Raw genomic sequence first — 23,164 nt, forward strand, 5'->3', positions numbered from 1 at the left:
GCGCATGACACTGCAGGGCAACATTCACGAACGCGACTGGTCGGTCGAAGTGGAGACGCGCCCGTGCGAATCGGGCGAGTTCCGCTGCCGCGTGTCGGTCGAGCACGGCGCCGGCGCCGCGCGGTTTCATCATACGTTCGAGCACAGCCACGCGTATCCGACGGAGCGCGAGGCGATGATCGAAGGGTTGCGGGCCGGCATGACGTGGATCGAGATGAAGGCATCGCAGACCTTCAACGTATGAACGGTTCCGCGCCGGCGACGCGCGGGCAGGCCATCGGCCGGCCGCGATCGAAACATGCGCGCCGCGCCACGGGAAACACGTGCTGCCCATCGTGAGGTGGCCGGCACATGCAAGGCGGTCGACGAGCAGGCGGCCCCGTCAGGAGGGCGACATGGGCGTGGGCATGCAGATCGCCTGTCTCGGATTCACGGGGTCGGCAGCGATCGAAGCCGAAGCCGGCGCGCAACTGGTGCGGCTCGAACGGTTTCGCGCGTTGATCGATGGCTGCCAACTTGCGATCGAATCGCGCATGGTGGCCGATGGCGTGCGTCTGTACGACGTGCGGCTAGACCTGACGATGCACGGCGCGACGCTCCGATCGCTGCCGCCGTGCGTCGGTGCCGACGTGGACGACGCGCTGCGCCGCGCGTTCGCGCAGGCCGAGCAGGCGTTGATCGCGTGGCAGGCGGGCGCCGCAACGGCGGCGCTGCGCGACGCGGCAACGGGCGACACGATGCGGTAATGTCGCGCCGGCGGTCGTGCGCCGTACGTCAGACCTGCGCGAGCGCTTGCGCGTCGATGATGCGCACGCGCTTGCCGCGTGTTTCGACGAGCGCTTCGCGATGGAACCGCGAGAACATCCGGCTGACGGTTTCGAGCTTCATCCCGAGATAGCAGCCGATTTCCTCGCGCGTCATCCGCAGGTTGAATTCCGTCGCCGAATAGCCGCGCGCCTCGAACCGCGACGACAGGTTCAGCAGGAAATGCGCGACGCGCTGCTCGGCCGACATCGTGCCGAGCAGCAGCATCTGGCTCGATTCGCGGACGATTTCGCTGCTCAGCATCTGGTAGAGGAAGTGCTGCATCGGCTTCATTTCGCGGCACGCGGCTTCGAGCGCGCCGAACGGAATGATGCACACCACGCTGTCTTCCAGCGCGATCGCGTCGCAGCAGTGCTGGCCGCCGCCGATGCCGTCCATCCCGAGCGTTTCGCCGGCGATCTGGAAGCCCGTCACGTGCTCGCGGCCGTCGCGATGCATCATCACCGTCTTGAACGAACCCGCGCGCACCGCATAGATGCTCTGGAACGGATCGTCGGTGCGAAACAGCGCGTCGCCCTGGCGAACCTGTCGCGTCGTGCAGATGATCGCGTCGAGGCGGCCGAATTCGGCGGCCGTCAAGTGCGGCGGCAGGCACATCGAGCGCATCGCGCACGCCGAGCAGCGGGCGGCCGGATGCTTGATCGCGTCGGCGCGCGCGGCCGGGCGCAGGGCAATCGTGGGCCGGGATACGACGGACACGTCGGCGGCGCAGGCGGTGGCGGTGGACATGAGTCGCTCCGGCTCGTCAGGGGCGGTGCACGCGAGCGTGCACCAGGGATTCGATGACACGGCACGCGGCGTCGAATTCGACCGTCTTGTCGAAGAAATAGTCGGCTCCCGCCGTCGCGCATGCCTCCCTGAATGCCGGCGCCGAGTGATTCGTCAGCACGATCGTGACGATGCGCGGCGTGGCCTTCGACAGCATCCCGATCAGGTCGAGGCCGCTGCCGTCCGCGAGCCGCACGTCGACGATCACCACGTCCGCGCGACTGCTGCGGATATGCGTCCACGCGTCCTGGCCGTCTTCCGCTTCGCCCACGACGACGACGCCGCGGATCGCGCCGACGAGCAGCGCGATCCGCTGGCGAACGGCGACTGCGTGATCGACGAGGAACACCCTGAGCGCGGCGGGTGACAGGCTGGCATTCATGCCGGCAGTATCGTGTTGCGCCGCCGAAATTGAAATCGGCCGAATTGGAACTTCGTGTAGGCCGCCTCGACACGGTGTAGGGCGTTTCCTACACCGCGTACGGGAAACCGCCGGCGTGGCTCCGGCGATGCGATGCCGCGTGTGCGGCGTGAACGGTTGTGCGTGCGGGTCAGCCGGCGCGGCGCGCGGCCAGCGCGTCGCGCGCGGTGCGGCACGCGGCCAGGTCCCACGCGGCGCAGCCGACGCTCTTGAACAGCAGCGGGCCGCCGCGGGCGAACGTGCCGTTCAGCACGTCGGCGAGCGATGCGACGTGCCGCCAGTCGACCTGCGCAACGATCAGATCGCCGGCTTCGTGGCGCGCGCCGGCCGGATCGTCGACGACGAGCCGGCTGCCACGCACCGTGCTCGCGTCGATCTCGGCGGCATCCGCGGTGAACGCGCCGACGCCGACCACGAGCCGGCCTTCGCGCGCGGCTTCGCGGTAGACGGGCGTGCGGCTCGTCGTCAGCGTGACGACCACGTCGATCGCATCGGGAACCGCATCGCCGTCGAGCGGCACGAGTCGCGGTGCATGCGTGCGGTGGGCGGCGCAGAAGGCGGCCGCGCTGTCCGCTGTCGTGCCGCGCACGTGAAGGCGCGCTTCCGGAAAGATCGCCGCGAGCGCTTCCGCGTGATTGGCCGCCTGCTTGCCGGTGCCGATCAGCAGGATGTCGCGGGGTGCGGCGCCATGCAGCGCCTGGATGCCGAGCGCGGTGATCGCCGCCGTGCGGCGGCCGGTGACCGTCGGGCCGTCGAGCGCGAAGCGCATTGCGCCGGTGGTGGCGTCGTACGCGGTGACCTGGCCGAGGATCGTCGGCAGCCCACGTGCGCCGTTGCCGGGGCACACGTTCACGAGCTTGTGGCTCGCCAGGTCGTGGGCGCTCGACGGCATCGACAGCATCACGCCGCCGCCTTGCAGCGGCACGACCAGGCGTTCGGGGCTGACGATGTCGCCCGCCGCATATTCGACGACCGCTTGCCTGAGCGTGGCGAGCAGCGCCGGGTAGTCGAGCAGCGCGGCCGTGTCGGTCGCGTCGAAAACGGGAAGCGGGGAAGAGGCGGTCATCGTGTACGTCGTGGGCGTCGGTGAGCGTGAACGGCGGACGCATGCCGCGCCCGCCACAGATCTGCCGGATACCGTGACACAGGGCAGTGGATCGAATCTATACCACTTTCTGGCGCACCCGCAACCCAGAAAATAAAGCGTTTCGTGGATTTTGGTTCTAATATCTGGCCAGAAGGCTCGCCGCTGCCGCGCTGGCCGCGCCGCTCCGGTATAGTGCGAACCCATTCCAGATCCACGCCCGCGAACGGGCAGGAGCCATACGATGATGTCCGCGCGTCCCGACTCACTCGAAGGCGGTTTCAGGCCGCTGCATATCTACGAGCAGGTAGCCGAAAAGATCCGCGACGAGATCCGCGCGGGACGCTACGCGGCCGAATCGCGGCTGCCGTCCGAGCGCGAGCTCGCGGCGCTGTTCCAGGTTGGCCGGCCGGCCGTGCGCGAAGCGCTCGGCGCGCTGCAGAACGAAGGGCTCGTGTTCACGAAGCGCAATTCGGGCACCTACGTCGTCGCGGCGCCGCTCGACGTGCTCGCGCAGCGCGGCGACGCGCACATGGCCTCCGAGGCCGACTTCAGCCCGACGTCGACGCTCGACGTGCGGCTGATCCTGGAGCCCGCGATCGCGCGCCTCGCGGCCGCCCATGCCCGCGCGGACGCCGGCGCCGAGCGCTATCTCGCGCAGATGGAAACCATCACCGACGTCGACGACCCGCACCAGCGTGCGCTGTGGAACGAGAGCGACCGGCTGTTTCATCGACAGCTCGCGCTGATGACCGGCGATGCGCTGATCGTGAAGATCGCGGACGAAGTCGCGAAGACGATGGACCAGCCGCTGTGGAAGCGGCTGAAGGACGACGGCATCTACGACGCGGGCCGGATCCGCCTCTATGTATCCGAGCACCGGCTGATCTACGAGGCGATCGTGTCCGGCGACGCCGATGCGGCCGCGTTCTATGTCGAACAGCACATTCGCCGCGTGCGGCGCGATATCGCGCCGAAGTAGCACGCCTGCACGCACTTCTATCTGGTCCTATAAATGACCAAAATATCCGGAATTATTTTGAAATTGCTTGCGATGTGACCACGTGTGTCCTACATTGGTTTCACACAAAACCAATCAGGAGACATCATGCGACACCTCACGACCGTGCTCTCGGTGGCTGCTGCCGTCGGCGCGCTGACTTCCGCGCACGCGCAGGAAGTCGTGACGATCGGTCATTCGGCGCCGCTGACGGGCCCGCAGGCCGCCAACGGCAAGGACAACGAAAACGGCGCGCGGCTCGCGGTCGACGAGCTCAACAAGGCTGGCGCGAAGGTCGGCGGGAAGACCGTTACGTTCAAACTGGTTTCCGAGGACGACCAGGCCGATCCGAAAGCCGGCGTACAGGTCGCGCAGAACCTCGTCGACAAGGGTGTCGTCGCGGTGCTCGGGCCGTACAACTCGGGCGTCGCGATTCCGGCCTCGCGCGTGTATGCGAACGCCGGCGTGCCGATCCTGCCGGTCGCGTCGAACCCGGCACTCACGCGGCAGGGTTTCAAGAACATCTTCCGGATCGGCGCGAGCGACGAGCAGCTCGGCGGCACGATGGCCACGTTCGCCGCGAAGACGCTGAACGCGAAAACCGCCGCCGTGATCGATGATCGCACCGCATACGGGCAGGGCGTCGCCGAGCAGTTCATGAACGTCGCGAAGGCGAACGGCATCAAGATCGTCGACCAGGAATACACGAATTCGTCGGCCACCGATTTCCTCGGCATTCTCACCAAGATCAAGGCCGCCAACCCCGATGTGATCTTTCTCGGCGGCTATGCGGCGCAGGGCGCGCCGATGGCCAGGCAGATGAAGCAGCGGGGCTTGCGCGCGAAGCTGCTCGGCGGCGACGGCATCTGCTCGGCCGACATGGGCAAGGTCGCGGGCGAGGCGGCGTCGATCGTCTATTGCGCGCAGGGCGGTGTCGCGCTCGAGAAGACGCCGGCCGGCCGCGAATTCCTGAAGAAATACCACGACGCCTATCACACCGATACGCAAGTCTACGGCGTCAATTACTACGACGGCGTGAAGCTGCTCGCCGACGCGATGGTCAAGGCCGGCACGACTACCGACAAGGCGAAGCTGATCGCGCAGCTCGCGAAGTCGAGCTACGCGGGTGTCGCGGGCACCTATTCGTTCGACGCGAACGGCGACCTGAAAGGCGCGCCGACCACCGTCTACGTGATCCGCAACGGGCTGCCGCAACCGTACGCGAAGTAATCGCCGCACCCACCCGTCCCCGGACGGCGGCCGCGCCGCCGTCCTTCGTTTCAACGCATTCGATCCACATGAAAATTTCCCGCTCCCTTTCCACCGTCGAAGCGCACACCGGCGGCGAGGCGTTCCGCATCGTCACGAGCGGGCTGCCGCGGCTGCCCGGCGACACGATCGTCCAGCGCCGCGCGTGGCTCAAGGAGAACGCCGACGAGATCCGCCGCGCGCTGATGTTCGAACCGCGCGGCCATGCCGACATGTACGGCGGCTACCTGACCGAGCCCGTGTCGCCGCATGCGGATTTCGGCGTGATCTTCGTGCACAACGAAGGCTACAGCGACCATTGCGGACACGGCGTGATCGCGCTGTCGACGGCGGCCGTCGAACTCGGCTGGGTGCAGCGCACGGTGCCGGAGACGCGGGTCGGCATCGACGCGCCGTGCGGCTTCATCGAGGCCTTCGTCAAATGGGACGGCGAACATGCCGGGCCTGTGCGCTTCGTCAACGTGCCGTCGTTCATCTGGCGGCGCGACGTGTCGGTCGACACGCCGTCGTTCGGCACCGTGACCGGCGACATCGCGTATGGCGGCGCGTTTTATTTCTATGTCGACGGCGCGCCGTTCGACCTGCCGGTGCGCGAATCGGCCGTCGAAAAACTGATCCGCTTCGGCGCGGAAGTGAAGGCGGCCGCGAACGTGAAGTATCCGGTCGTGCATCCGGAGATCCCGGAAATCAACCACATTTACGGCACGATCATCGCGAACGCGCCGCGCCACGCGGGTTCGACGCAGGCGAACTGTTGCGTGTTCGCGGATCGCGAGGTCGACCGCTCGCCGACCGGTTCCGGCACCGGCGGCCGCGTCGCGCAGCTCTACCAGCGCGGGCTGCTCGCGGCGGGCGACACGCTCGTCAACGAATCGATCGTCGGGACGGTCTTCAAGGGGCGCGTGCTGCGCGAAACGACGGTCGGCGATATCCCGGCCGTGATCCCGGAAGTGGAAGGCAGCGCGCATATCTGCGGGTTCGCGAACTGGATCGTCGACGAGCGCGATCCGCTCACGTACGGATTTCTCGTGCGCTGAGCCGCAGCGCCGGTCGCGCCGCCGTCGCGTCCTCGTCGCGACCTCGCCGCGCGGCGTTCAGGTTGTGGTACCAGGTTTGGCGCGTCGTTCCGGTCGCGGAGCACGCGCCTTTTTTGCGTCGGCGCCGTCGCGAAACCGCATCGCCGTGTGCCCGCCCGGCGCCGCCGCGGGTCGGACGGCCGCGCGAGTTTGGTACGATGCAGCCTTTTCAGCCGAGCTCCACCCGCGTGAATCGCCGAAACGTGTCGTCAGTGCGTGCCTTGTGTGCCAGATGGGTCGCGCGCGCCCAACCTGTCGCGGCAGCCGCCGTCGCGCGGGTCAAGCCTCTCGCCGCCGCCGCGTGGCACCATGTCCGCCACCCGACGCGCCGCGGCGTGCTGCTCGCAGCCGCCGCCGTGCCGGCGCTGTTCGCGGCGTACGTGGTCGTGCTCGTTCCATTCACGCCGGGCATCGGCGACATCCGCAAGGCGCGCGTCGACCAGCCCGCGCAGGTGCTGTCGGCCGACGGCAAGCTGCTGGCCGAATTCAAGCCGTCGAACCGCGAATGGGTGCCGCTCAAGCAGATCTCGCCGCACATGGTCGACGCGCTGATCGCGACCGAGGATCACCGCTTCTACGCGCACCATGGCCTCGACTGGAAGCGCACGGCGTCGGCCGCGCTCCATACGTTCTCGGGCAGCCGCCAGGGCGGCTCGACGATCACGCAGCAGCTCGCGCGCAACCTGTATCCGGACGAGATCGGCCGCGCGCCGACGCTCACGCGCAAGGTGAAGGAGGCGATCACCGCGCTGAAGATCGAGGCCGTCTACAGCAAGGACCAGATCCTCGAGACCTACCTGAACACGGTGCCGTTCCTGTACAACGCGTACGGCGTCGAGATGGCCGCGCGCACCTATTTCGACAAGTCGGCCGACGAACTCGACGTGCTCGACAGCGCGACGCTCGTCGGGATGCTGAAGGGCAACAGCTACTACAACCCGGTGCTGAACCCCGAGCGCGCGCTGCAGCGGCGCAACACGGTGCTCGGCCAGATGGTGAAGTACGGCAAGCTGTCGCCGGCGCAGTTCGCGCAGTTGCAGCGCCGGCCGCTGCGCATCGACTTCGAACGCCAGAAGGAGCCGCCCGGGCCGGCGCCGCATTTCGCGCAGCAGTTGCGCAAATGGCTGATCGCGTGGGCCGACCGTAACGACTACAACATCTACTCGGACGGGCTGATCGTGCGCACGACGATCGATTCGCGCCTCCAGCAGATGGCGACGCAGGCGCTCACGCTGCAGGGCAATCAGTTGCAGGGCATCGCGAACAACGCATGGAGCGGCCGCGACGGCTGCGGCACCGACAACGAGGTGTTCCGCACCTTCATGCGCGAATCGCCCGAGTACAAGGCGGCGCAGGACGCCGGCAAGGACGACGCGGCGGCGATGAAGATGCTCGCGGCCGACCGCGGTTTCCTGCATGCGCTGTGCAAGGCGAAGACCGACGTGCAGGCCGGCTTCCTCGCAATCGATCCGCGCGACGGGCAGATCCGCGCGTGGGTCGGCAGCCGCGACTTCACCCGTGAGCCGTTCGACCACGTCGCGCAGGCGCGGCGCCAGCCGGGCTCGACGTTCAAGCCGTTCGTCTATGGCGCCGCGTTTGCGAGCGGGATGAAGCCGGACGACACGTTCATCGACCAGCCGGTCGAGATCCCGTTGAAAGGCGGCGAGATCTGGCGGCCGAACGACGACGTGCCGCCTACGGGCAAGCCGATGACCTTGCGCGACGCGGTCGCGCTGTCGCGCAACCGGATCACCGCGCAGGTGATGGAGAAGGTCGGCCCGGCCGCCGTCGCGCGGCTGGCGCGCGACATGGGCGTGCGCGAAAGCCCGCTCGAACGCGTGCCGTCGCTCGCGCTCGGCACGAGCCCGGTCACGCTGAAGGAAATGGTCGCCTCGTACGCGACGATCGCGAACGGCGGGCTGTACGTCGAGCCGCAGATGGTCACGCGCATCGAGAATCGCCAGGGCGACGTGCTCGCCGAATACGCACCGGCGCCGCCCGAGCGCGCGCTCGATGCCGAAACCGACAAGATGCTGCTCGACGTGATGCGCGATGTCGTCACGCGCGGCACGGGCGGCAGCATCCGCACGCGCTTCGGCATCCGCGGCGACGTGGCCGGCAAGACCGGCACGACGCAGGACAACGCGGACGGCTGGTTCATCCTGATGCAGCCGGGACTCGTCGCCGGCGCGTGGGTCGGATTCGACGACGGCCGCGTGACGCTGCGCAGCGACTACTGGGGGCAGGGCGCGCACAGCGCGCTGCCGATCGTCGGCGATTTCTTCCAGCGCGCGCAGCGCGCCCGGATCGTCGATACCAAGGCGAAATTCGATACCGAGCCGTCGCCCGGCTGGTTCGCGTCGCTGCGCGAGCGCGCGGCCGACCTGTTCGACACGTGGTTCCCGCCCGAGCCGAAGAAGGTGCCCGTGCCGGTCAGGACGCAGCGTATCGAGCGCCCGGCCGAGGCCGACGAGGGGGCGGCGTCGGCGGCATCCGCCGCATCGGCGCCGGATGCCGCATCGGGCGGTATCGTCGAGGAATGGGTGCCGGCATCCGAAGTGGCCGCGTCGGCCGCGGCGCTGTCGGCGGGCGCCTCGCAACTGCAGCCGCAGCCTGCGCCGCCGCCGGCAGGGGCCAGTGCCACGAGTGGAAGCAGCGCCGGTATCGGCGTCGCCCCTTCGGCCGTGCCGGCTCCGCCGCCGTCGGTGCCGATGCCGGCCGCGCCCGATTCGACCGGCGCTTCGCAGTAACGAAGCCGTGTCGCGGCATTCGGCGCGCAGGCGGCGATAATCGTCTGACGAAACGACTTATTCCCGCTCGATTGTACGGTTTCGATCAACAGTGAATTTGCGATTTAAGTATTTACCCTGATAGCCGAGCCTCCTAGACTTCTACTCATGCGCAACGACCTCGAGTCCGAAGCGCCTGACAAAACAATCCCGGAGGTAACGCATCATGAAATCGCTGATCAAGGCAGTTGCACTGGCCGCCCTGGTGGCCGCACCGGTCGTCTCGTTTGCCCAATCGAACCAGCAGCCGCTGACCCGCGCGCAAGTGCGCGCCGAGCTGGTCCAGCTCGAAAAGGCCGGCTACAACCCGAACGACTGGATGAACTATCCGGAAAACATCCAGGCCGCCCAGGCCAAGATCGCCGCGCAGAACGCCGGTGCGCAAGCCGACGCAACCGGCTACGGTTCGAACCCGGTCGCGACGTCGCAGTCGGGCCAGCGCGCGGTCGTGCCGGCCGCGAGCGACCGCTCGTCGGTGTATTTTGGCCACTAAGCCAGCCGTCGTTTCGCGGCCTTGAAGGCCGCGGCTGACGTCGTATCGAGAAAGCCCGCACTCGGTTCAGTTCCGAGTGCGGGCTTTTTCCATGATACGAAGCTCAGCGAACCGGCGCACACGGCGGGCGAAATCGTCGGCCGGGCAATCCGATATTTGCCGATGCCGGAGGTCTCTCTTCCCATGGGTTCGTTCGGGCCGACGCCGGGAAGTCTCTCTTTCCATGGGTTCGTTCGAGCAAGATCCGTGGCCAATCGACCGCGACCACCCGCAGCACCCGAGACCGTGATTACGGTGCATGCGCAATCGTTCCCGAGCGAGTGTCCGGCTGCAACCCCGGCCCCCGCTGACAATCCGCCGCGCGTGCGCTAGCATCGCGGTCGATGTTGCCGCGGGGAGCGCGGCCAATCCACACGGGGCGCCGCAGGGCACCGGGTTCCCAACTTCAACGAACAACAAGGAGCATCCATGCGTGTCTTGACCGGTCTGCTGGGCTCGCTGGCGCTGGTGGCGAGCGTCGCCCATGCGCAGGCGAATTGTGCGGACGCGACGGATCAGGCGACGATGACGGCGTGTGCCGATCGCGCGTACAAGAAATCCGACGGGGAACTGAACCGGACTTACCAGGCCGTCACCGCGCGCCTGCGCGATGCGCGTCCGCTTGCCGACAAGCTCGTGAATGCACAGCGCGCGTGGATCGCGTACCGCGATGCCGAATGCCATTTCTCGAGCGCGAATGCCGAGGGCGGCAGTGCGTATCCGATGGTCGTATCGACCTGCCTCGACGATTTGACGAAAGCGCGCACCGAAACGCTGAAGGGCTATCTGTCCTGCGAGGAGGGCGACCTCGCGTGCCCGGTGCCCGCGAAGTAACGATCACGCGCGGGCCCGTCGAGGCCCGCACTACACTGGCTAGACGTCGTCCGTTACACGTCGCCGTTACACGTCGTCCGTTTCGTCGAGCAGCTTGTGCCGCATCGCGTAACGCACGAGCGCCGCTTCGTGCGGCATCTGCATCTTTTCGAGAATCCGTGTCTTGTAAGTACTGACCGTCTTCGCGCTCACGCACAGCGCATTCGCGATCTCGGTCAGCGTCTGGCCGGCGGCGATTCGCCGGAACACGTCGAATTCGCGGTCGGACAGCCGCTGGTGCGGCAGCGTTTCGGCCGGCTCGTTCAGGCTCTGCGCGAACTGCTCGGCCATCGCGAGGCTCACGTAGACGCCGCCCGACGCCACTTTCGCGACCGCGCCGACCAGCTCCGCGCTCGCGCTTTCCTTCGTCAGATAGCCGGACGCGCCTGCGCGGAACGCACGCACCGCGTATTGCTGCTCCGCGTGCATCGTCAGCACCAGCACGCGCAGCGCGGGTTTCTCGTCCTTGATCTGCTTGATCAGCTCGACGCCGTTGCGGCCCGGCATCGACAAGTCGAGCACGAGTACCTGCGCGGGCGTCGCACGCACCAGCGCGATCGTCGACGGGCCGTCGCAGGCTTCGCCGGCCACCTCGAAACCGGTGGCGTTCTGGAGGATGTGCCGCAGACCGTCGCGTACGAGCGTATGGTCGTCGGCGATGAGCACCTTGATCATGTGATGAGCGTGTCCTGTTGAACGGTGCCGAGCGGAAACGCGACGGTAATCGAGAAGCCGCGCGCGAGCGCGGTGTCGATCGTCACGGTGCCGCCCAGCATGTGTGCGCGTTCGCGAATGCCGATCAGGCCGAACGACTTGTCCTCGTGGGCCGGACCGCCGGGCGCCGCGCCGCGGCCGTTGTCCGCGACGCGCAGCACGCAAAAGCCTTCCTCGATGTCGAGCCGCAACGTCACGCGCGTCGCATCCGCATGACGCGCGACGTTCGTCAGCGCTTCCTGGACGATGCGGAACAGCGTGGTCGCGCCCGTACTGGTGAACGTGAGGCCGCCCGTTTCGATGTGACGCTCCACGTCGATTCCGTAGCGGTTCGTGAAATCGTTCGCGAGCCATTCGATCGCGGGCACGAGGCCGAGATCGTCGAGCATCACCGGCCGCAGGTCGGCCGCGATGCGCCGCACCGACGCGACCGTCGCGTCGATCAGCCGTCGCATGCCTTGCAGATGCATCTGCACGCCTTCGTCGGGCTGCGCGCGGCCGGGCATGCGCAATTGCTGCTCGACGACCGACAGGTCCATCTTCAACGCGGTGAGCTGCTGCCCGAGGTCGTCGTGCAGCTCGCGCGCGATGCGGGTCTTTTCCTCTTCGCGCACGTTCTGCAGGTTCGCGGACAATTCGCGCAATTCCTCGCGCGATTGCTTCAGCGCGTTCTCGGCCCGCTGCCGCTCGGTGATGTCGCGCAGCATCACCGTATAAAGCTTGCCCGACGCGTCGCGGATCTGCGAGATCGACGCTTCGATCGGGAATTCCTCGCCGTTGGCCCGCAGCCCGAACAGCACGCGCTGGCGGCCCATCTGCCGCTCCGACACGCCCGTCACGCCGAACTGGTCGACGTGCTTCGCATGTGCGGCGCGGAACCGCTCGGGAATGAAGCGCGACAGCGGCGCACCGATCGCCTCCATCGCGGACACGCCGAACACCTGTTCGGCCATCGGATTGAAGATCACGACCTTCTGCGTTTCGTCGATCGTGATGATCGCTTCCATCGACGAACGGATGATGCCCATCATCCGCGCTTCGTTGAGGATGCCGCGGCTGCTCGCGCCGGCATCGGCGCGCCCGCGCAGCAGCGCATGGACGAGCGCCGCGAACCCGAACGACGCGATCAGCCCGGCGGCGAGCACGGTGCCGGCCGCACGCTGCGCGCCGGTCGCGCTCGGCCGGCCGTCCGCGGAATAGGCGAGCGTCAGCGCGGTGCCGCCGAAATTCAGCACGTCGGTGCGCCGCATCAGGTCGGGCGACGCCGACGCTTCGTCGGTCGTCGTCTCGACGCTGACGATCGCGCGCGAATCGTCGCCGGCGGTCATCCGCAGATCGATCCCGCGTTCCGCGTCGAGTGCGCGCTCGACAAGGCGCCGCGCGCTCAGCGCCGCGAACAGCATCCCGTCGGCGCCGGCCTCGCGCGTGCCGGACGGCGTGGCGGCGGCCAGCGGCGAGGTCGTCACGGGCAGGAACAACGTCAGGGTGCGCGCGTCGCGGGAGGTGTCGTCGTCGGCGGGGTGGACGCCGAGCGCGATGTCGCCGGTCCGCAGCGCACGCGTGAGCGGCGCCGCGTCGAACGCGCCGAAGCGCACGACCGGCGCGTTCGATGCCGGGGCGCTGAGCGTCGCTGCCGCGAGCGCATCGGCCGGCAGCGGCTTCGTGCCGGCCAGCGCACCGCGCGCCGCGGGCGTCAGCGGCGCATAGCCGATCTGCCGGACCGGCGAGTGGCCGCTGTCGAGATCGAGCGTTTCCGCATACCGGCGCCATTGGCCGGGCGTCATGTCCGGCACGAGGCCGAACGCGCCGCGCGCGCCTTCGAGTACGGCGGCACCGGCCTGCAGTTCATGCCGCAGCATCGCGGTCACGTGCGTCGTGCGGCGTTCGAAACGCGTGTGAACGGCGCCTTGCCACTGCTCGCGCACCACGAGCGCGACACCGAGCGATAGCACCGCACCCGCGCACAGCGTAACGACGCCGGCCGCGAGTGGCTGGCGTAACATGATCTGAAGGCGCGTGGGCCCTCGGGCGTCCCGCGTCGGGGTTCCACTGGCGGTCATTCGATGGCCATTCTGTTGTTCGGACTACCCGGGGCACTCGGGCAGCGCGGCAAAACCGGGGAAAACTCGCACCGGCTGCATGCAACGATTATTTTCAAGATGAAATTGTGCGCGTTTTACACGTTTTTTGTAATGGGGTCGGTTGAAATTGCGGCAAACGCGTGAAGCAGCGCGCGCCGGCCGCGGTTGACGCGCGTCAACGCACGCGCGGGCACGTGGGGCAGACTGTTCGGCAGGCAAGCCGGCGCCGGGCCGGCTTGCGATGACGGGCAGGCGTTGCGCAACGCGCGACGCCCGCCCGGTCGGAGGGACGGACCATGTACAAGCGGATTTTCGTCGGGCTCGACGGCAGCCCGAGCGCGCGTCTCGCGCTGAACGAGGCGATCCGGATTGCGATGGCGTCCGGCGGCGAAGTGACCTGTGCGTACGTCGTCGAACATCGGCCGCAGCTCGTCGACGTCGACGCCGGCTTCGCCGCCGAGCACGACGGCGATGTTGCCGCGACGCCGGTACTCGATGCAGCGAAAGCGATGCTCGCGCAGCAGCATGTGCGAGGCACGGTGCGTGCGCTCGACGCGTACGGCGAGGACATCGCGACGGTGCTGATGCGTACCGCGGCCGAAGCCGACGCCGATCTGATCGTGATGGGCACGAGCGGGCGGCACGGCCTGCGCAGGCTGTTGCTCGGCAGCGTGGCGGAATCGCTGCTGCGTGCGGCCGACCGGCCGGTGCTGCTGGTACGGCACGACGAGGCGGGCACGTCGGCGGCTGCATGACCGACGCGGTACGGCGCGGTACGGCGGGTCGATGCGGCACCGGCGCTCGCCGTTGGCGGGCTGACGCGCGGCATTCCGGACTTCTTGCGTGAGCAGGTGTGCTGCGTCGTCGAATCGCCCAACACGGCGCGGCGAGCATCGCCGATACGCATCGTCGATGCGCGATTGCGCGTCCGCAGTTGCATCCCGGCATGCAGTTCTGGCAGCATCGGCCGGTGTCCGCTCGATCGCCACGCGCATGGCCGCGACGATCGACGCAGGGGCATCCGGCGGCACCCGGGCGCATGAATCGCGATCGGACAGTCGGCCGGATGCCGGTTTTCTACCTTACCGACGTCATCTGCCATGCCGATTTCCGCGACCGACCTGATTCGCCAGTTCGACCTGCAGCCGCATCCCGAAGGCGGCTATTTCCGTGAAACCTACCGCGCGACCGAGTCGGTCGTGCGCCCGGCCGACGGCGCGCCGCGTGCCGCGTCGACCGCGATCTACTACCTGCTGTGCGACGGCGCGTATTCGTCGTGGCATCGCATCCGCTCCGACGAGGTCTGGCATTTCTACGCGGGCGATCCGATCGAAGTGTGGGTGCTCGATGCGCGCGACGGACTGACGATCCACCGGCTCGGCAACCCGCTCACCCATCCGGGCACCGTGTTCCAGACGGTCGTGCAGGCCGGAAGCTGGTTCGGCGCGCGCTGCGCGTCGCCGGAGCATGTCGCGCTCGTCGGCTGCACCGTTGCGCCCGGATTCGAGTTCGCGGAGTTCGAGCTGGCGGATGCGGCCGCGCTGGCGGCCGAGTTTCCCGACTACGCGGAACATGTCGCACAACTCGCGCCGCGCTCCGACGTGTGACCGTCGCGGTCGCGTCACGCCGCGCGCAGAGCCCGCGCCGCCGGCCGGTGTTCCGCGCGAGCGAGGCCAAACCCGTTTAGAATGCGCATGATGCATCGGTCGATCGCGGACGTGCCGCGGCGGCCGTTGCGCCGCCGTACCGACGGCCCTGTCGCGCGGCCCGCATGTCTTCCAGGAGCGCCGCCGTGTGGCACTTTCCCATCGCTATTCCATCGTCGCTCGGCCCGTGGGCCGTGTTCGCGAGCGTGTTGATCACGCAGCTCGGCGTGCCGGTGCCGGCCGTGCCGATGCTGATTCTCGGCGGCACGATGGCGGCGATGGGGCAGGCGTCCTGGGTCAGCATGTTCGCGGCGGCGATCGGCGCGACGATGCTGGCCGATTCCCTTTGGTTCTTCATGGGCCGCACGCGCGGCCGGCGCCTGCTGAACGGTCTCGTACGCTTCTCGCTGTCGCTCGACACGACGCTGCGTTTCGCGCGCAACGTATTCGAAAGGTACGGCGCGCCGCTGCTCGTGCTGTCGAAATTCCTGCCGGGCCTCGGCCTCGTGTCGGCGCCGCTGCTCGGCACGACCGCGATCGGCATCGGCGTATTCCTGTTCTGGGATCTGGCGGGCGCATCGCTGTGGGCGGCGTTCTGGCTGATCGGCGGCGCGGCCATTCACGACCAGATCGTCCAGTTCGTGCTGTGGGTGCGCGCGAGCGGCGGCACGATTCTCGACGCGTTTCTCGCGATCTTCATCACGTTCCTGCTGTACCGCTGGGTGCGTCGCGTGCAGTTCCGCCGCTATCTCGCGCAGGTGCGCATCTCGCCGCCGCAGCTCGTGGAGATGATGACGTCCGACGAACCGCCGCTGATCTTCGATGCGCGTCCGAAGGCGATTCGCGAACGCGAGCCGTACCGGATTGCCGGCGCGGTGCCGGTCGATCTCGATTCGCCGGACCTGCTCGATCCGGAAGTGCTGAAACGGCCGATCGTCGTCTATTGCGTGTGCCCGAACGAGGCGACCGCGAAGCGGCTGATCGCGAAGATGCAGCGCAAGAAGATGATCCACAACATCCGGGCGCTGAAGGGCGGGCTCGACGCGTGGGAAAAGCACGGTTATCCGGTCGAGCCATTGCCGGCGGATCTCGATTCGTCGCGGTATTTCGTGCGGCCGGAGCAGGGTGGGCTGGAAGGCGAGTATACGGTGCGGGCGACGTTGTCGAAGTGATGCAGCCGGCGTTGCTGGTATCGCTGAGCGTGTGAGCGCGCATCTTGGTCTGTTCGATCGCGTCATCGCTACCAGTGGCGATATGAATCTCATCGGGGAGGCGAAACTGGCCTGCATTCGCGAGCAGATCGGCGACGACTTCGTGTATGCGGGTGATAGCAAAGCCCTCAGCGACGACCTCTGTCGGTGCGCATGTCCGACGCCGCCGAAGCTGGTGGCGTCGCAGTCGGTCTCGTATATCGAGGTCTGAACTCAAGAATGCGCGCCCGCCGCGCGCATTCGAATCCAACCACCGCTTTCACCCACCGCGATTTTCCCCAAAATCGCCTGGCGTGAAACCGCCGATCCTCCCTATAATCCCGCCTGCATATTGCGTGCGCTCGATTGCGCACATTCGACGCGCGTTCGTTCGCGCCGAAAGCGATGAATCCCGTTGCCGCTCGTCACGCGCACAGCCGCGTCGCGCGGGTCGGTCGGGTGTATTCCATGAAAGGCCCTATCCGTATATCCGGACTGTTCCGGGAAATGCGGATAATCCGCAGCAATTCCAACCGAATTGACGCGGCATCCGTGTCGTTTCTCATTCGGAAATCGACAACGGGGATTATTTCGTTTTCGGCTGCCGAAATCGGCGGTCGCGCATTGTCATCGACACAATGACGGCGGCCCGCTCGCGGCTGCCAGGAGACGAATTTGAAACAACCAGAAGACCAGCTGCACCGCGGGCTGGAAGAACGGCACATCAACCTGATGGCGCTCGGCGCGACGATCGGCGTCGGCCTGTTCCTCGGCTCGGCCACCGCGATCCGCACGGCCGGCCCGGCCATCCTGCTGACCTACCTGCTGGGCGGCCTCGCGATCTTCCTGATCATGCGCGCGCTCGGCGAGATGGCGATCACCAACCCGGTCGCCGGCGCCTTCAGCCGCTATGCGCGCGACTACCTCGGCCCGCTCGCGGGCTATCTGACCGGCTGGACCTACTGGTTCGTGTGGATCGTAACCTGCATGGCGGAAATCACGGCGGTCGGCGTCTACATGCACATGTGGTTCCCCGGCGTGCCGAACTGGATCTGGGCGCTCGCGGCGCTCCTGGCGATGGGCTCGGTGAACTTCATCGCGGTCAAGCTGTATGGCGAATTCGAATTCTGGTTCGCGCTGATCAAGATCGTCACGATCGTGCTGATGATCGTCGGCGGCGGCCTGATGATCGCATTCGGCATCGGCAACGGCGGTGTCGCGACCGGCATCTCGAACCTGTGGTCGCACGGCGGCTTCATGCCGAACGGGATCAACGGCGTGATCGCCGCGCTGCCGATCGTGATGTTCGCGTATCTCGGCGTCGAGATGCTCGGCCTCACGGCCGGCGAGGCGCGCAACCCGGAGAAGTCGCTGACGAAGGCCGTGAATTCGGTGTTCTGGCGCGTGCTGATTTTCTACATCGGCGCGCTGTTCGTGATCATGTCGCTCTATCCGTGGGACCGGATCGGCACGCAGGGCAGCCCGTTCGTGATGACGTTCTCGCGGCTCGGCATTCCGGCCGCCGCCGGCATCATCAACTTCGTCGTGCTGACCGCGGCGCTGTCGTCGTGCAACAGCGGCCTGTTCAGCACCGCGCGGATGCTCTACAACCTCGCGCAGCAGGGCCAGGCGCCGGCCGCGCTCGGTCGCGTGAATCGCAGCGGCGTGCCCGTGTACGGTGTGGCCGTGTCGGTCGCGCTGCTGCTGATCGGCGTGTTGCTCAACTATCTCGCGCCGCAGCACGTGTTCACGTGGCTCACGTCGGTATCGACGTTCGGCGCGATCTGGACGTGGTGCGTGATCCTGATCGCGCAGATGCGTTTTCGCCGCACGCTGTCGGCCGACAAGATCGCGCGCCTGCCGATCCGCGTGCCGTTCTATCCGCTCGGTTCGTTCGTCGCGCTCGGCTTTCTCGTGCTGGTCGTCGTGCTGATGGCGTTTACGCCCGATACGCGCGTCGCGCTCGTGATCGGGCCGGTGTGGATCGTGCTGCTCGGCATCGCGTACGCGCTGTTCCATGCGAACCGTCCGGCCGCGTCGATGCCGACGAAGCCATAAGCGGCGCAGGCAGGGTGCCGCACGATCGTTGATCGCGATCATGCACGCGCAAGCCGGACGGCCTATGCTGATCGAACGCATTGCTTGTCCGCGCTTCGCGTGACAGTCCGCCGATCCTGCGGCCACGGCGGCTGTCCGACCGCGGCAGCGCCGCTGCCGCGCGAAGCCCCCGTCGTCGTCCAGCGACGACGTGCACGCACGGAGACCTTCGCCATGCAGCCTGCCCAGTCCATCCCGACGCTCGCGCGGATCGCGCTGGCCGTCGATCCGATGCCAGAATCGCTGACCGCCGCACGTTACGTGCGCACGCTGCTGTGTCCCGGCATGCGATTGCGCATCGTGTGCGCGATCGACAATCCGCGCCTCGTGTTGCCCGACATTCCGCGCATCGACGCGCTGCTGACGTCCGCGCGCGAGGACATGATGCGCGAAGCGCAAGCCACCTGCGAGCGCATCGCGGCGCTGTTCGCCGACAGCGGCGTCGACGTTGAACGAACGGTCGTCGATACGTCGGTCACGGGCGGCTCGGTGGCGGACGCCCTGGTGAACGATACGTCGACGTGGCGCGCGGACGTGCTGGCGATCGGCGCGAACCCGCATCACGGGTTGTTGCGGCTCCTCGAAGGCGCGATGTCGGACACGCTGACGAAACGCGCGCGCTGTGCGCTGCTGATTGTGCCCGGCACCTATGCACGGCCGTCGGACGGCGCCCTGCAGCGGCTGATGTTCGCGGTCGACGGCAGCGAGCCGTCGCTGCACGCGCTGCGCGTCGGGCTCGGCTTCGCGGCGCCGACGACGTTGCTGTATGCGACGTACGTGATCGATCGCGCGGTTCGCCTGACCGATGTCGTGCCGGTGCGCGCGCTCGAGGATGCGTACCGCGCGGAAGGCGAGGATGCGCTCGCGAAGATCGGCCCGCTGCTCCATGCGACGGGCAATCCGACCAAGCGCGGCATCGTCGAAACGCGTCCGACCAGCGACGACGTGGCTCATGCGCTGATGCGCGAGGCCGTGCACTGGCGGGCGGAGCTGCTGGTGGTCGGCACGCATGGCCGTCGCGGCATCGCCGCCTGGCTGATCGGCAGCGTCGCGCGGCGGGTCGCGCATCTCGCGCAGGTGCCCGTGCTGCTGGTGCGTGGCGCGGAATGAATCCCGCGTTGTCGCGATCGAAGCGGATTTGGATTGACCTGCATCAGAAACGCGGCGCACATCGCGTGAGACAGTGACGAAACGTCCGGCGACGCGGCTGGCCCGTCGTGCATGTGCGATTCCCGACCGCGCCTGCATGCAGGAAGCGATCGCTGCCGCACTCGCCGCCGTCACATCGTTTTCAGGAGCGGCGCCACGTGTTTGTCCGGCGCGTCATCCGACCGGGAACTCTCTGGCACGAGGGTAGGCAACCGACGGTTGCCTTGGAGGACGGGCGGGGTGCAAGTCACCCCGTCCGCTTTCCGCATGGCCCCGTCGAATTCGCTTCCCCGCAGGAACGATCTTGAATGGGGCCGCGTCGAGTGGCGCGTCATCGCGCGCAGCCATTGCGCGGCTCCGTGCCGTGCGTCGTTTACGTACGCCGGTCACAGCACACGAAGCATCGATCGCAGGTCGTGCCGGCGGCCCGCGCCGCGTCGTACCCGCGCATGCGGACGCACGACATGGAGCGGTGCGCATGCGCTCCACGTGCGGTTGCGCAAACGATTCGCATGCGGCCAGCCTGGGCGGGCCTTGCGACGCGGCTCCGACCTGGCTGGTGCGTCGGCCGCGTCGGCTGCGTTTCGTGCGTGGAGTGCCGCGGCGAACCGCTGCAAAGCGAGGACCGACCCCACGACGCTCTGATACTTTTCGCGGCCGATCTGCCCGTCGAGCGTGACGAGCAACCCGGCCTCGCGTGCGAGCGCGAGCAAGGTGTCAAGGTCGTCGGACGGACGGTTGCCGGCCGACGCGGTGCGGTCGGGCAGGGCGTGCGCGTTGCTCGACGCGCGCCGCTGGCCGTGGCCCGGTAAGTTGCGATGTGCCATGGTGGTCTCCTGCGCCGAACCCCGCGTGCCGGCTCGATGGCCGGCTGAGCGATGTTCGGGTATAAACGCCTGGTTCATGTGATCAGTATCGTGTGGCGATGGCGCACTGCCAAGCGGCGCGCGCTGAAGTCTCTGTCAGGAAATTGCGCGACGCGTATCGGAATCCGCTGACACGCGCGGCGGCCGACCGGCCGATCCGGCGCGTTCGTCCGACGAATGGCAGCGCGCTTGACGCATGATTTCGGACGGTCTAAGTTTCCCCACTGCATCGGCGTCGCGCGGCGTTCCACTTGCCGCCCGTCGCCAGTGCCGCGCCCCGGGGTGGCGTGACAGGGTTCAGTATCGTTCGCGGGCCATGTGCACGACGAACGCTGCGCGGCCGATTCGGAAAACGGACCCGCACGGCGGCACGCAACGTGCCGTTGATCGCGCGCAAACACGCGCCGGCGCATCGTACGCCGCGCGTCTGTCCTAGTCTTTAAGCTTCCAGTACCGTCATCTTTTTCGTTCCTCGACCGTCAGGAGTCTGTCGATGTCCAAGGACAATTTGCTCGATTCACTCAAGGAAGCCGCCGAACGGCGCGCGATCGGCGCGGATCAGTTGCGTGCGATGCTCGACGACGAAGTGCGCGCGCTGTCGTCCGATGCACGCGTGCACGACTACATTCACGTATTCGCGATCCGGCACCTGCGCGAACGGATGCGCCAGAAGGACGATTTCGACCGCGACACCCGGGCCGACGACGCACCCGCGGACGCCGATCCGCGTCCGAGGCATCGGCTGTAGCAGATAGCGGCCGGGGCGCCGGGACCGGCGCGAGGCCCCCCCGTCGAACCCGGCCATCCTGACGATCCGCCGACAGTCGCCGGCGCGTTTCGTCATACGTTTCAACGAATTGTCACAACGACCTCAAGTAAGCGGCGCGATTTGCCGTTTACCCGGTGAATTCGTCCACCGGGCGTTCCCGCTCCCTTACCGAGTCGTTGCCATGTTCTCGTCCATTCGCGCCCGCATCCTCGCCGCGTGCGTCGCCATCGTCGTATTCGCGCTCGTCGCCACGACGCTGATCAACTATTTCATCGCGCGCTCGTACAACGACGACGCGATCGACCGCAATCTGACCTCGGTCGCCAGCGGCCACGTGGTCGGAATCGCCGACTGGGTCGCCACCCGCAGCCGAATGATCGCGTCGCTGCAGGATGCCGCGCTGACGCCCGATCCGCTGCCGGTGTTCAAGCAGATGGCCGCGGCCGGCGGCTTCACGAACGTCTATGCCGGCTACGCCGACAAGGCGTTCCACTTCTCCGACCCGACCGGCATCCCGCCCGACTACGACCCGACCGGCCGGCCGTGGTACAAGCAGGCCGCACAGGCCGGCAAGCCGGTCGTCACGCCGCCGTACGTCGATGCCGGCACGGGCAACCTCGTCGTCACGTTCGCGGTGCCGATCCTGCGCGACGGCGCGCTGAAGGGCGTCGTCGCCGCGGACGTGTCGATGGACAGCGTGATCGCCAACGTCAAGTCGATCCGACCGACGCCGGCCAGCTTCGGGATGCTGATCGACAGCAGCGGCCACGTCGTCGCGCACCCGGACGCGAAGCTCACGCTGAAGCCGGTTGCCGACGTATCGCCCGAACTCGGCTCGCTGGGCGTTGCATCGATCGCGGCGGCGAGCGCACCGGTCGAGGTCGGCGTCGGCGGCGACGCGAAGCTGGTGCGCGCGAAACCGGTGCCGGGCACCGACTGGTACGCGCTGGTGCTGCTCGACAAGACCGAAGCGACGGCCGGGATGCGTTCGCTGCTGACCGCGTCGCTGATGACGCTGATCGTGATCGTCGGCGTGGCGTCGCTGATCATCGGCGCGATCACCGCGACCGCGTTCCGCCGCCTGTCGCAGGTGCGCCAGGCGATGGCCGCGATCGGCTCGGGCGCGGGCGACCTGACGCAGCGCCTGCCGGCCGACGGCCGCGACGAAGTCGCCGACATCGCGCGCTCGTTCAACAGTTTCGTCGACAAGCTGAACGACGTGATGCGCCAGATCCGCGACGCGAGCGAATCGGTACGCACGGCCGCGAACGAGATCGCGGCGGGCAACCAGGACCTGTCGTCGCGTACCGAATCGGCGGCGGCGAGCCTGGAGGAAACCGCGGCGTCGATGGAAGAGATCACCGCGACCGTCGGCCAGTCGGCGGCAGCCGCGAGCCAGGCCGACGAACGCGCGGCGGCCGCGTCGAGGATCGCGTCGCACGGCGGCGTGGTCGTGTCGGACGTCGTCGCGACGATGGGGAAGATCGAGGAAGCGTCGGGCCGGATCGGCGACATCATCGGCGTGATCGACGGGATCGCGTTCCAGACCAACATCCTCGCGCTGAACGCGGCCGTCGAAGCGGCCCGTGCGGGCGAACAGGGCCGCGGCTTCGCGGTCGTCGCACAGGAAGTGCGCAGCCTGGCGCAACGCAGCGCGCAGGCCGCGCGCGAAGTGAAGGTGCTGGTCGAATCGACGGTCGCGAGCGTGTCGGCCGGATCGGGGCAGGTGCGCCAGGCCGGCGACACGATGCGCGAGATCGTGTCCAACGTGTCGAACGTGACGACCATCATCTCCGAGATCACGCACGCGGCGAACGAGCAGACGCGCGGCATCCAGGAAGTGAACCGCGCCGTCAGCCAGCTCGACGAAATGGTGCAGCAGAACGCGGCGCTCGTCGAACAGTCGACCGCGGCGGCTACCGCGCTGCAATCGCAGGCGAACGCGCTGGCGACGACGGTCGGGCAGTTCAAGGTCGCCTGACGCGGCCGGCGGCCCGCGGCGTACGGCCCGCGAT

23 protein-coding genes are annotated in these 23,164 nt (G+C 67.7%); 17 read left to right on the forward strand and 6 right to left on the reverse strand.

Annotated elements, in window-relative coordinates:
• Window positions 1–4: 4 nt before the first annotated feature.
• Both WS89_RS03185 and WS89_RS03190 read left to right on the forward strand, forming a co-directional pair.
• Complete coding sequence (locus WS89_RS03185; RefSeq protein ID WP_006479066.1) at window positions 5–244, forward strand: hypothetical protein; 240 nt, start codon at window positions 5–7, stop codon at window positions 242–244.
• 151 nt (window positions 245–395) lie between these two features.
• Window positions 396–746, forward strand: a complete 351-nt coding sequence (locus tag WS89_RS03190) for a hypothetical protein (protein ID WP_059789466.1) — start codon at window positions 396–398, stop codon at window positions 744–746.
• 28 nt (window positions 747–774) lie between these two features.
• On the opposite strand, the gene WS89_RS03195 is transcribed toward WS89_RS03190, so the two are convergent.
• From WS89_RS03195 to lhpI, 3 genes are all read right to left on the reverse strand, one after another.
• Window positions 775–1,554: a helix-turn-helix domain-containing protein gene (locus WS89_RS03195; protein WP_059789467.1), complete on the reverse strand. Its 780-nt coding sequence runs from the start codon at window positions 1,552–1,554 to the stop codon at window positions 775–777.
• Window positions 1,555–1,570: 16 nt separating this feature from the next.
• Entirely contained in the window at window positions 1,571–1,975 is a 405-nt protein-coding gene (locus tag WS89_RS03200; RefSeq protein ID WP_059789468.1) for a response regulator transcription factor, read from the reverse strand.
• 169 nt (window positions 1,976–2,144) lie between these two features.
• Entirely contained in the window at window positions 2,145–3,080 is a 936-nt protein-coding gene (gene lhpI, locus WS89_RS03205) for a bifunctional Delta(1)-pyrroline-2-carboxylate/Delta(1)-piperideine-2-carboxylate reductase (protein WP_059505213.1), read from the reverse strand.
• 262 nt (window positions 3,081–3,342) lie between these two features.
• Here lhpI and WS89_RS03210 point away from each other — a divergent pair, with 262 nt between their 5' ends.
• From WS89_RS03210 to WS89_RS03235, 6 genes are all read left to right on the forward strand, one after another.
• Window positions 3,343–4,080 carry a FadR/GntR family transcriptional regulator gene (locus WS89_RS03210; RefSeq protein ID WP_059789469.1) on the forward strand — a complete coding sequence of 246 codons (738 nt, stop codon included), beginning with the start codon at window positions 3,343–3,345 and terminating at the stop codon, window positions 4,078–4,080.
• Between the two features lie 126 nt (window positions 4,081–4,206).
• Window positions 4,207–5,328 (forward strand): branched-chain amino acid ABC transporter substrate-binding protein, encoded by a 1,122-nt coding sequence (locus WS89_RS03215; RefSeq protein WP_059789470.1) that lies wholly within the window; start codon window positions 4,207–4,209, stop codon window positions 5,326–5,328.
• Between the two features lie 68 nt (window positions 5,329–5,396).
• The gene (gene lhpH, locus WS89_RS03220) at window positions 5,397–6,404 is read left to right on the forward strand and encodes a trans-3-hydroxy-L-proline dehydratase (protein ID WP_059505218.1); all 1,008 of its coding nucleotides are present in this window, start codon (window positions 5,397–5,399) and stop codon (window positions 6,402–6,404) included.
• Window positions 6,405–6,601: 197 nt separating this feature from the next.
• The gene (locus WS89_RS03225) at window positions 6,602–9,193 is read left to right on the forward strand and encodes a penicillin-binding protein 1A (RefSeq protein ID WP_059789471.1); all 2,592 of its coding nucleotides are present in this window, start codon (window positions 6,602–6,604) and stop codon (window positions 9,191–9,193) included.
• Between the two features lie 205 nt (window positions 9,194–9,398).
• On the forward strand, window positions 9,399–9,725 hold the full coding sequence (locus WS89_RS03230) for a DUF4148 domain-containing protein (RefSeq protein ID WP_059789472.1): 327 nt from the start codon (window positions 9,399–9,401) through the stop codon (window positions 9,723–9,725).
• Between the two features lie 468 nt (window positions 9,726–10,193).
• Window positions 10,194–10,598 carry a lysozyme inhibitor LprI family protein gene (locus tag WS89_RS03235; RefSeq protein WP_059505223.1) on the forward strand — a complete coding sequence of 135 codons (405 nt, stop codon included), beginning with the start codon at window positions 10,194–10,196 and terminating at the stop codon, window positions 10,596–10,598.
• Between the two features lie 66 nt (window positions 10,599–10,664).
• Here WS89_RS03235 and WS89_RS03240 read toward each other — a convergent pair whose 3' ends face one another.
• Both WS89_RS03240 and WS89_RS03245 read right to left on the reverse strand, forming a co-directional pair.
• Window positions 10,665–11,312, reverse strand: a complete 648-nt coding sequence (locus WS89_RS03240; protein ID WP_034204855.1) for a response regulator — start codon at window positions 11,310–11,312, stop codon at window positions 10,665–10,667.
• Window positions 11,309–13,411 (reverse strand): PAS domain S-box protein, encoded by a 2,103-nt coding sequence (locus tag WS89_RS03245; protein ID WP_059789473.1) that lies wholly within the window; start codon window positions 13,409–13,411, stop codon window positions 11,309–11,311. The genes WS89_RS03240 and WS89_RS03245 overlap by 4 nt, the downstream gene beginning before the upstream one ends.
• A 3-nt stretch (window positions 13,412–13,414) precedes the next feature.
• On the opposite strand from WS89_RS03245, the gene WS89_RS33575 reads away from it, so the two are divergent.
• From WS89_RS33575 to WS89_RS03270, 7 genes are all read left to right on the forward strand, one after another.
• A complete protein-coding gene (locus WS89_RS33575) occupies window positions 13,415–13,576 on the forward strand; it encodes a hypothetical protein (RefSeq protein ID WP_156440506.1) in 162 nt (53 codons plus the stop codon).
• 152 nt (window positions 13,577–13,728) lie between these two features.
• Entirely contained in the window at window positions 13,729–14,187 is a 459-nt protein-coding gene (locus WS89_RS03250) for a universal stress protein (protein ID WP_059789474.1), read from the forward strand.
• 345 nt (window positions 14,188–14,532) lie between these two features.
• Complete coding sequence (locus WS89_RS03255) at window positions 14,533–15,039, forward strand: cupin domain-containing protein (protein ID WP_059789475.1); 507 nt, start codon at window positions 14,533–14,535, stop codon at window positions 15,037–15,039.
• A gap of 185 nt (window positions 15,040–15,224) precedes the next feature.
• Window positions 15,225–16,250, forward strand: coding sequence for a DedA family protein/thiosulfate sulfurtransferase GlpE (locus tag WS89_RS03260; protein ID WP_050011042.1), 1,026 nt, complete (start codon window positions 15,225–15,227; stop codon window positions 16,248–16,250).
• Window positions 16,251–16,281: 31 nt separating this feature from the next.
• A complete protein-coding gene (locus tag WS89_RS34505) occupies window positions 16,282–16,500 on the forward strand; it encodes a hypothetical protein (protein ID WP_257128109.1) in 219 nt (72 codons plus the stop codon).
• Between the two features lie 443 nt (window positions 16,501–16,943).
• A complete protein-coding gene (locus WS89_RS03265; protein WP_059789476.1) occupies window positions 16,944–18,326 on the forward strand; it encodes an amino acid permease in 1,383 nt (460 codons plus the stop codon).
• A 213-nt stretch (window positions 18,327–18,539) separates the two neighbouring features.
• Window positions 18,540–19,475 (forward strand): universal stress protein, encoded by a 936-nt coding sequence (locus WS89_RS03270; RefSeq protein WP_059789477.1) that lies wholly within the window; start codon window positions 18,540–18,542, stop codon window positions 19,473–19,475.
• 425 nt (window positions 19,476–19,900) lie between these two features.
• On the opposite strand, the gene WS89_RS03275 is transcribed toward WS89_RS03270, so the two are convergent.
• Window positions 19,901–20,341 (reverse strand): hypothetical protein, encoded by a 441-nt coding sequence (locus tag WS89_RS03275; RefSeq protein ID WP_059789478.1) that lies wholly within the window; start codon window positions 20,339–20,341, stop codon window positions 19,901–19,903.
• 532 nt (window positions 20,342–20,873) lie between these two features.
• Here WS89_RS03275 and WS89_RS03280 point away from each other — a divergent pair.
• Complete coding sequence (locus tag WS89_RS03280) at window positions 20,874–21,128, forward strand: DUF3562 domain-containing protein (protein ID WP_059505238.1); 255 nt, start codon at window positions 20,874–20,876, stop codon at window positions 21,126–21,128.
• A gap of 202 nt (window positions 21,129–21,330) precedes the next feature.
• The gene (locus WS89_RS03285) at window positions 21,331–23,130 is read left to right on the forward strand and encodes a methyl-accepting chemotaxis protein (protein ID WP_059505240.1); all 1,800 of its coding nucleotides are present in this window, start codon (window positions 21,331–21,333) and stop codon (window positions 23,128–23,130) included.
• Window positions 23,131–23,164: the final 34 nt, after the last annotated feature.

This window comes from Burkholderia sp. MSMB1072 (assembly GCF_001524725.1).
Taxonomy (GTDB): Bacteria; Pseudomonadota; Gammaproteobacteria; order Burkholderiales; family Burkholderiaceae; genus Burkholderia.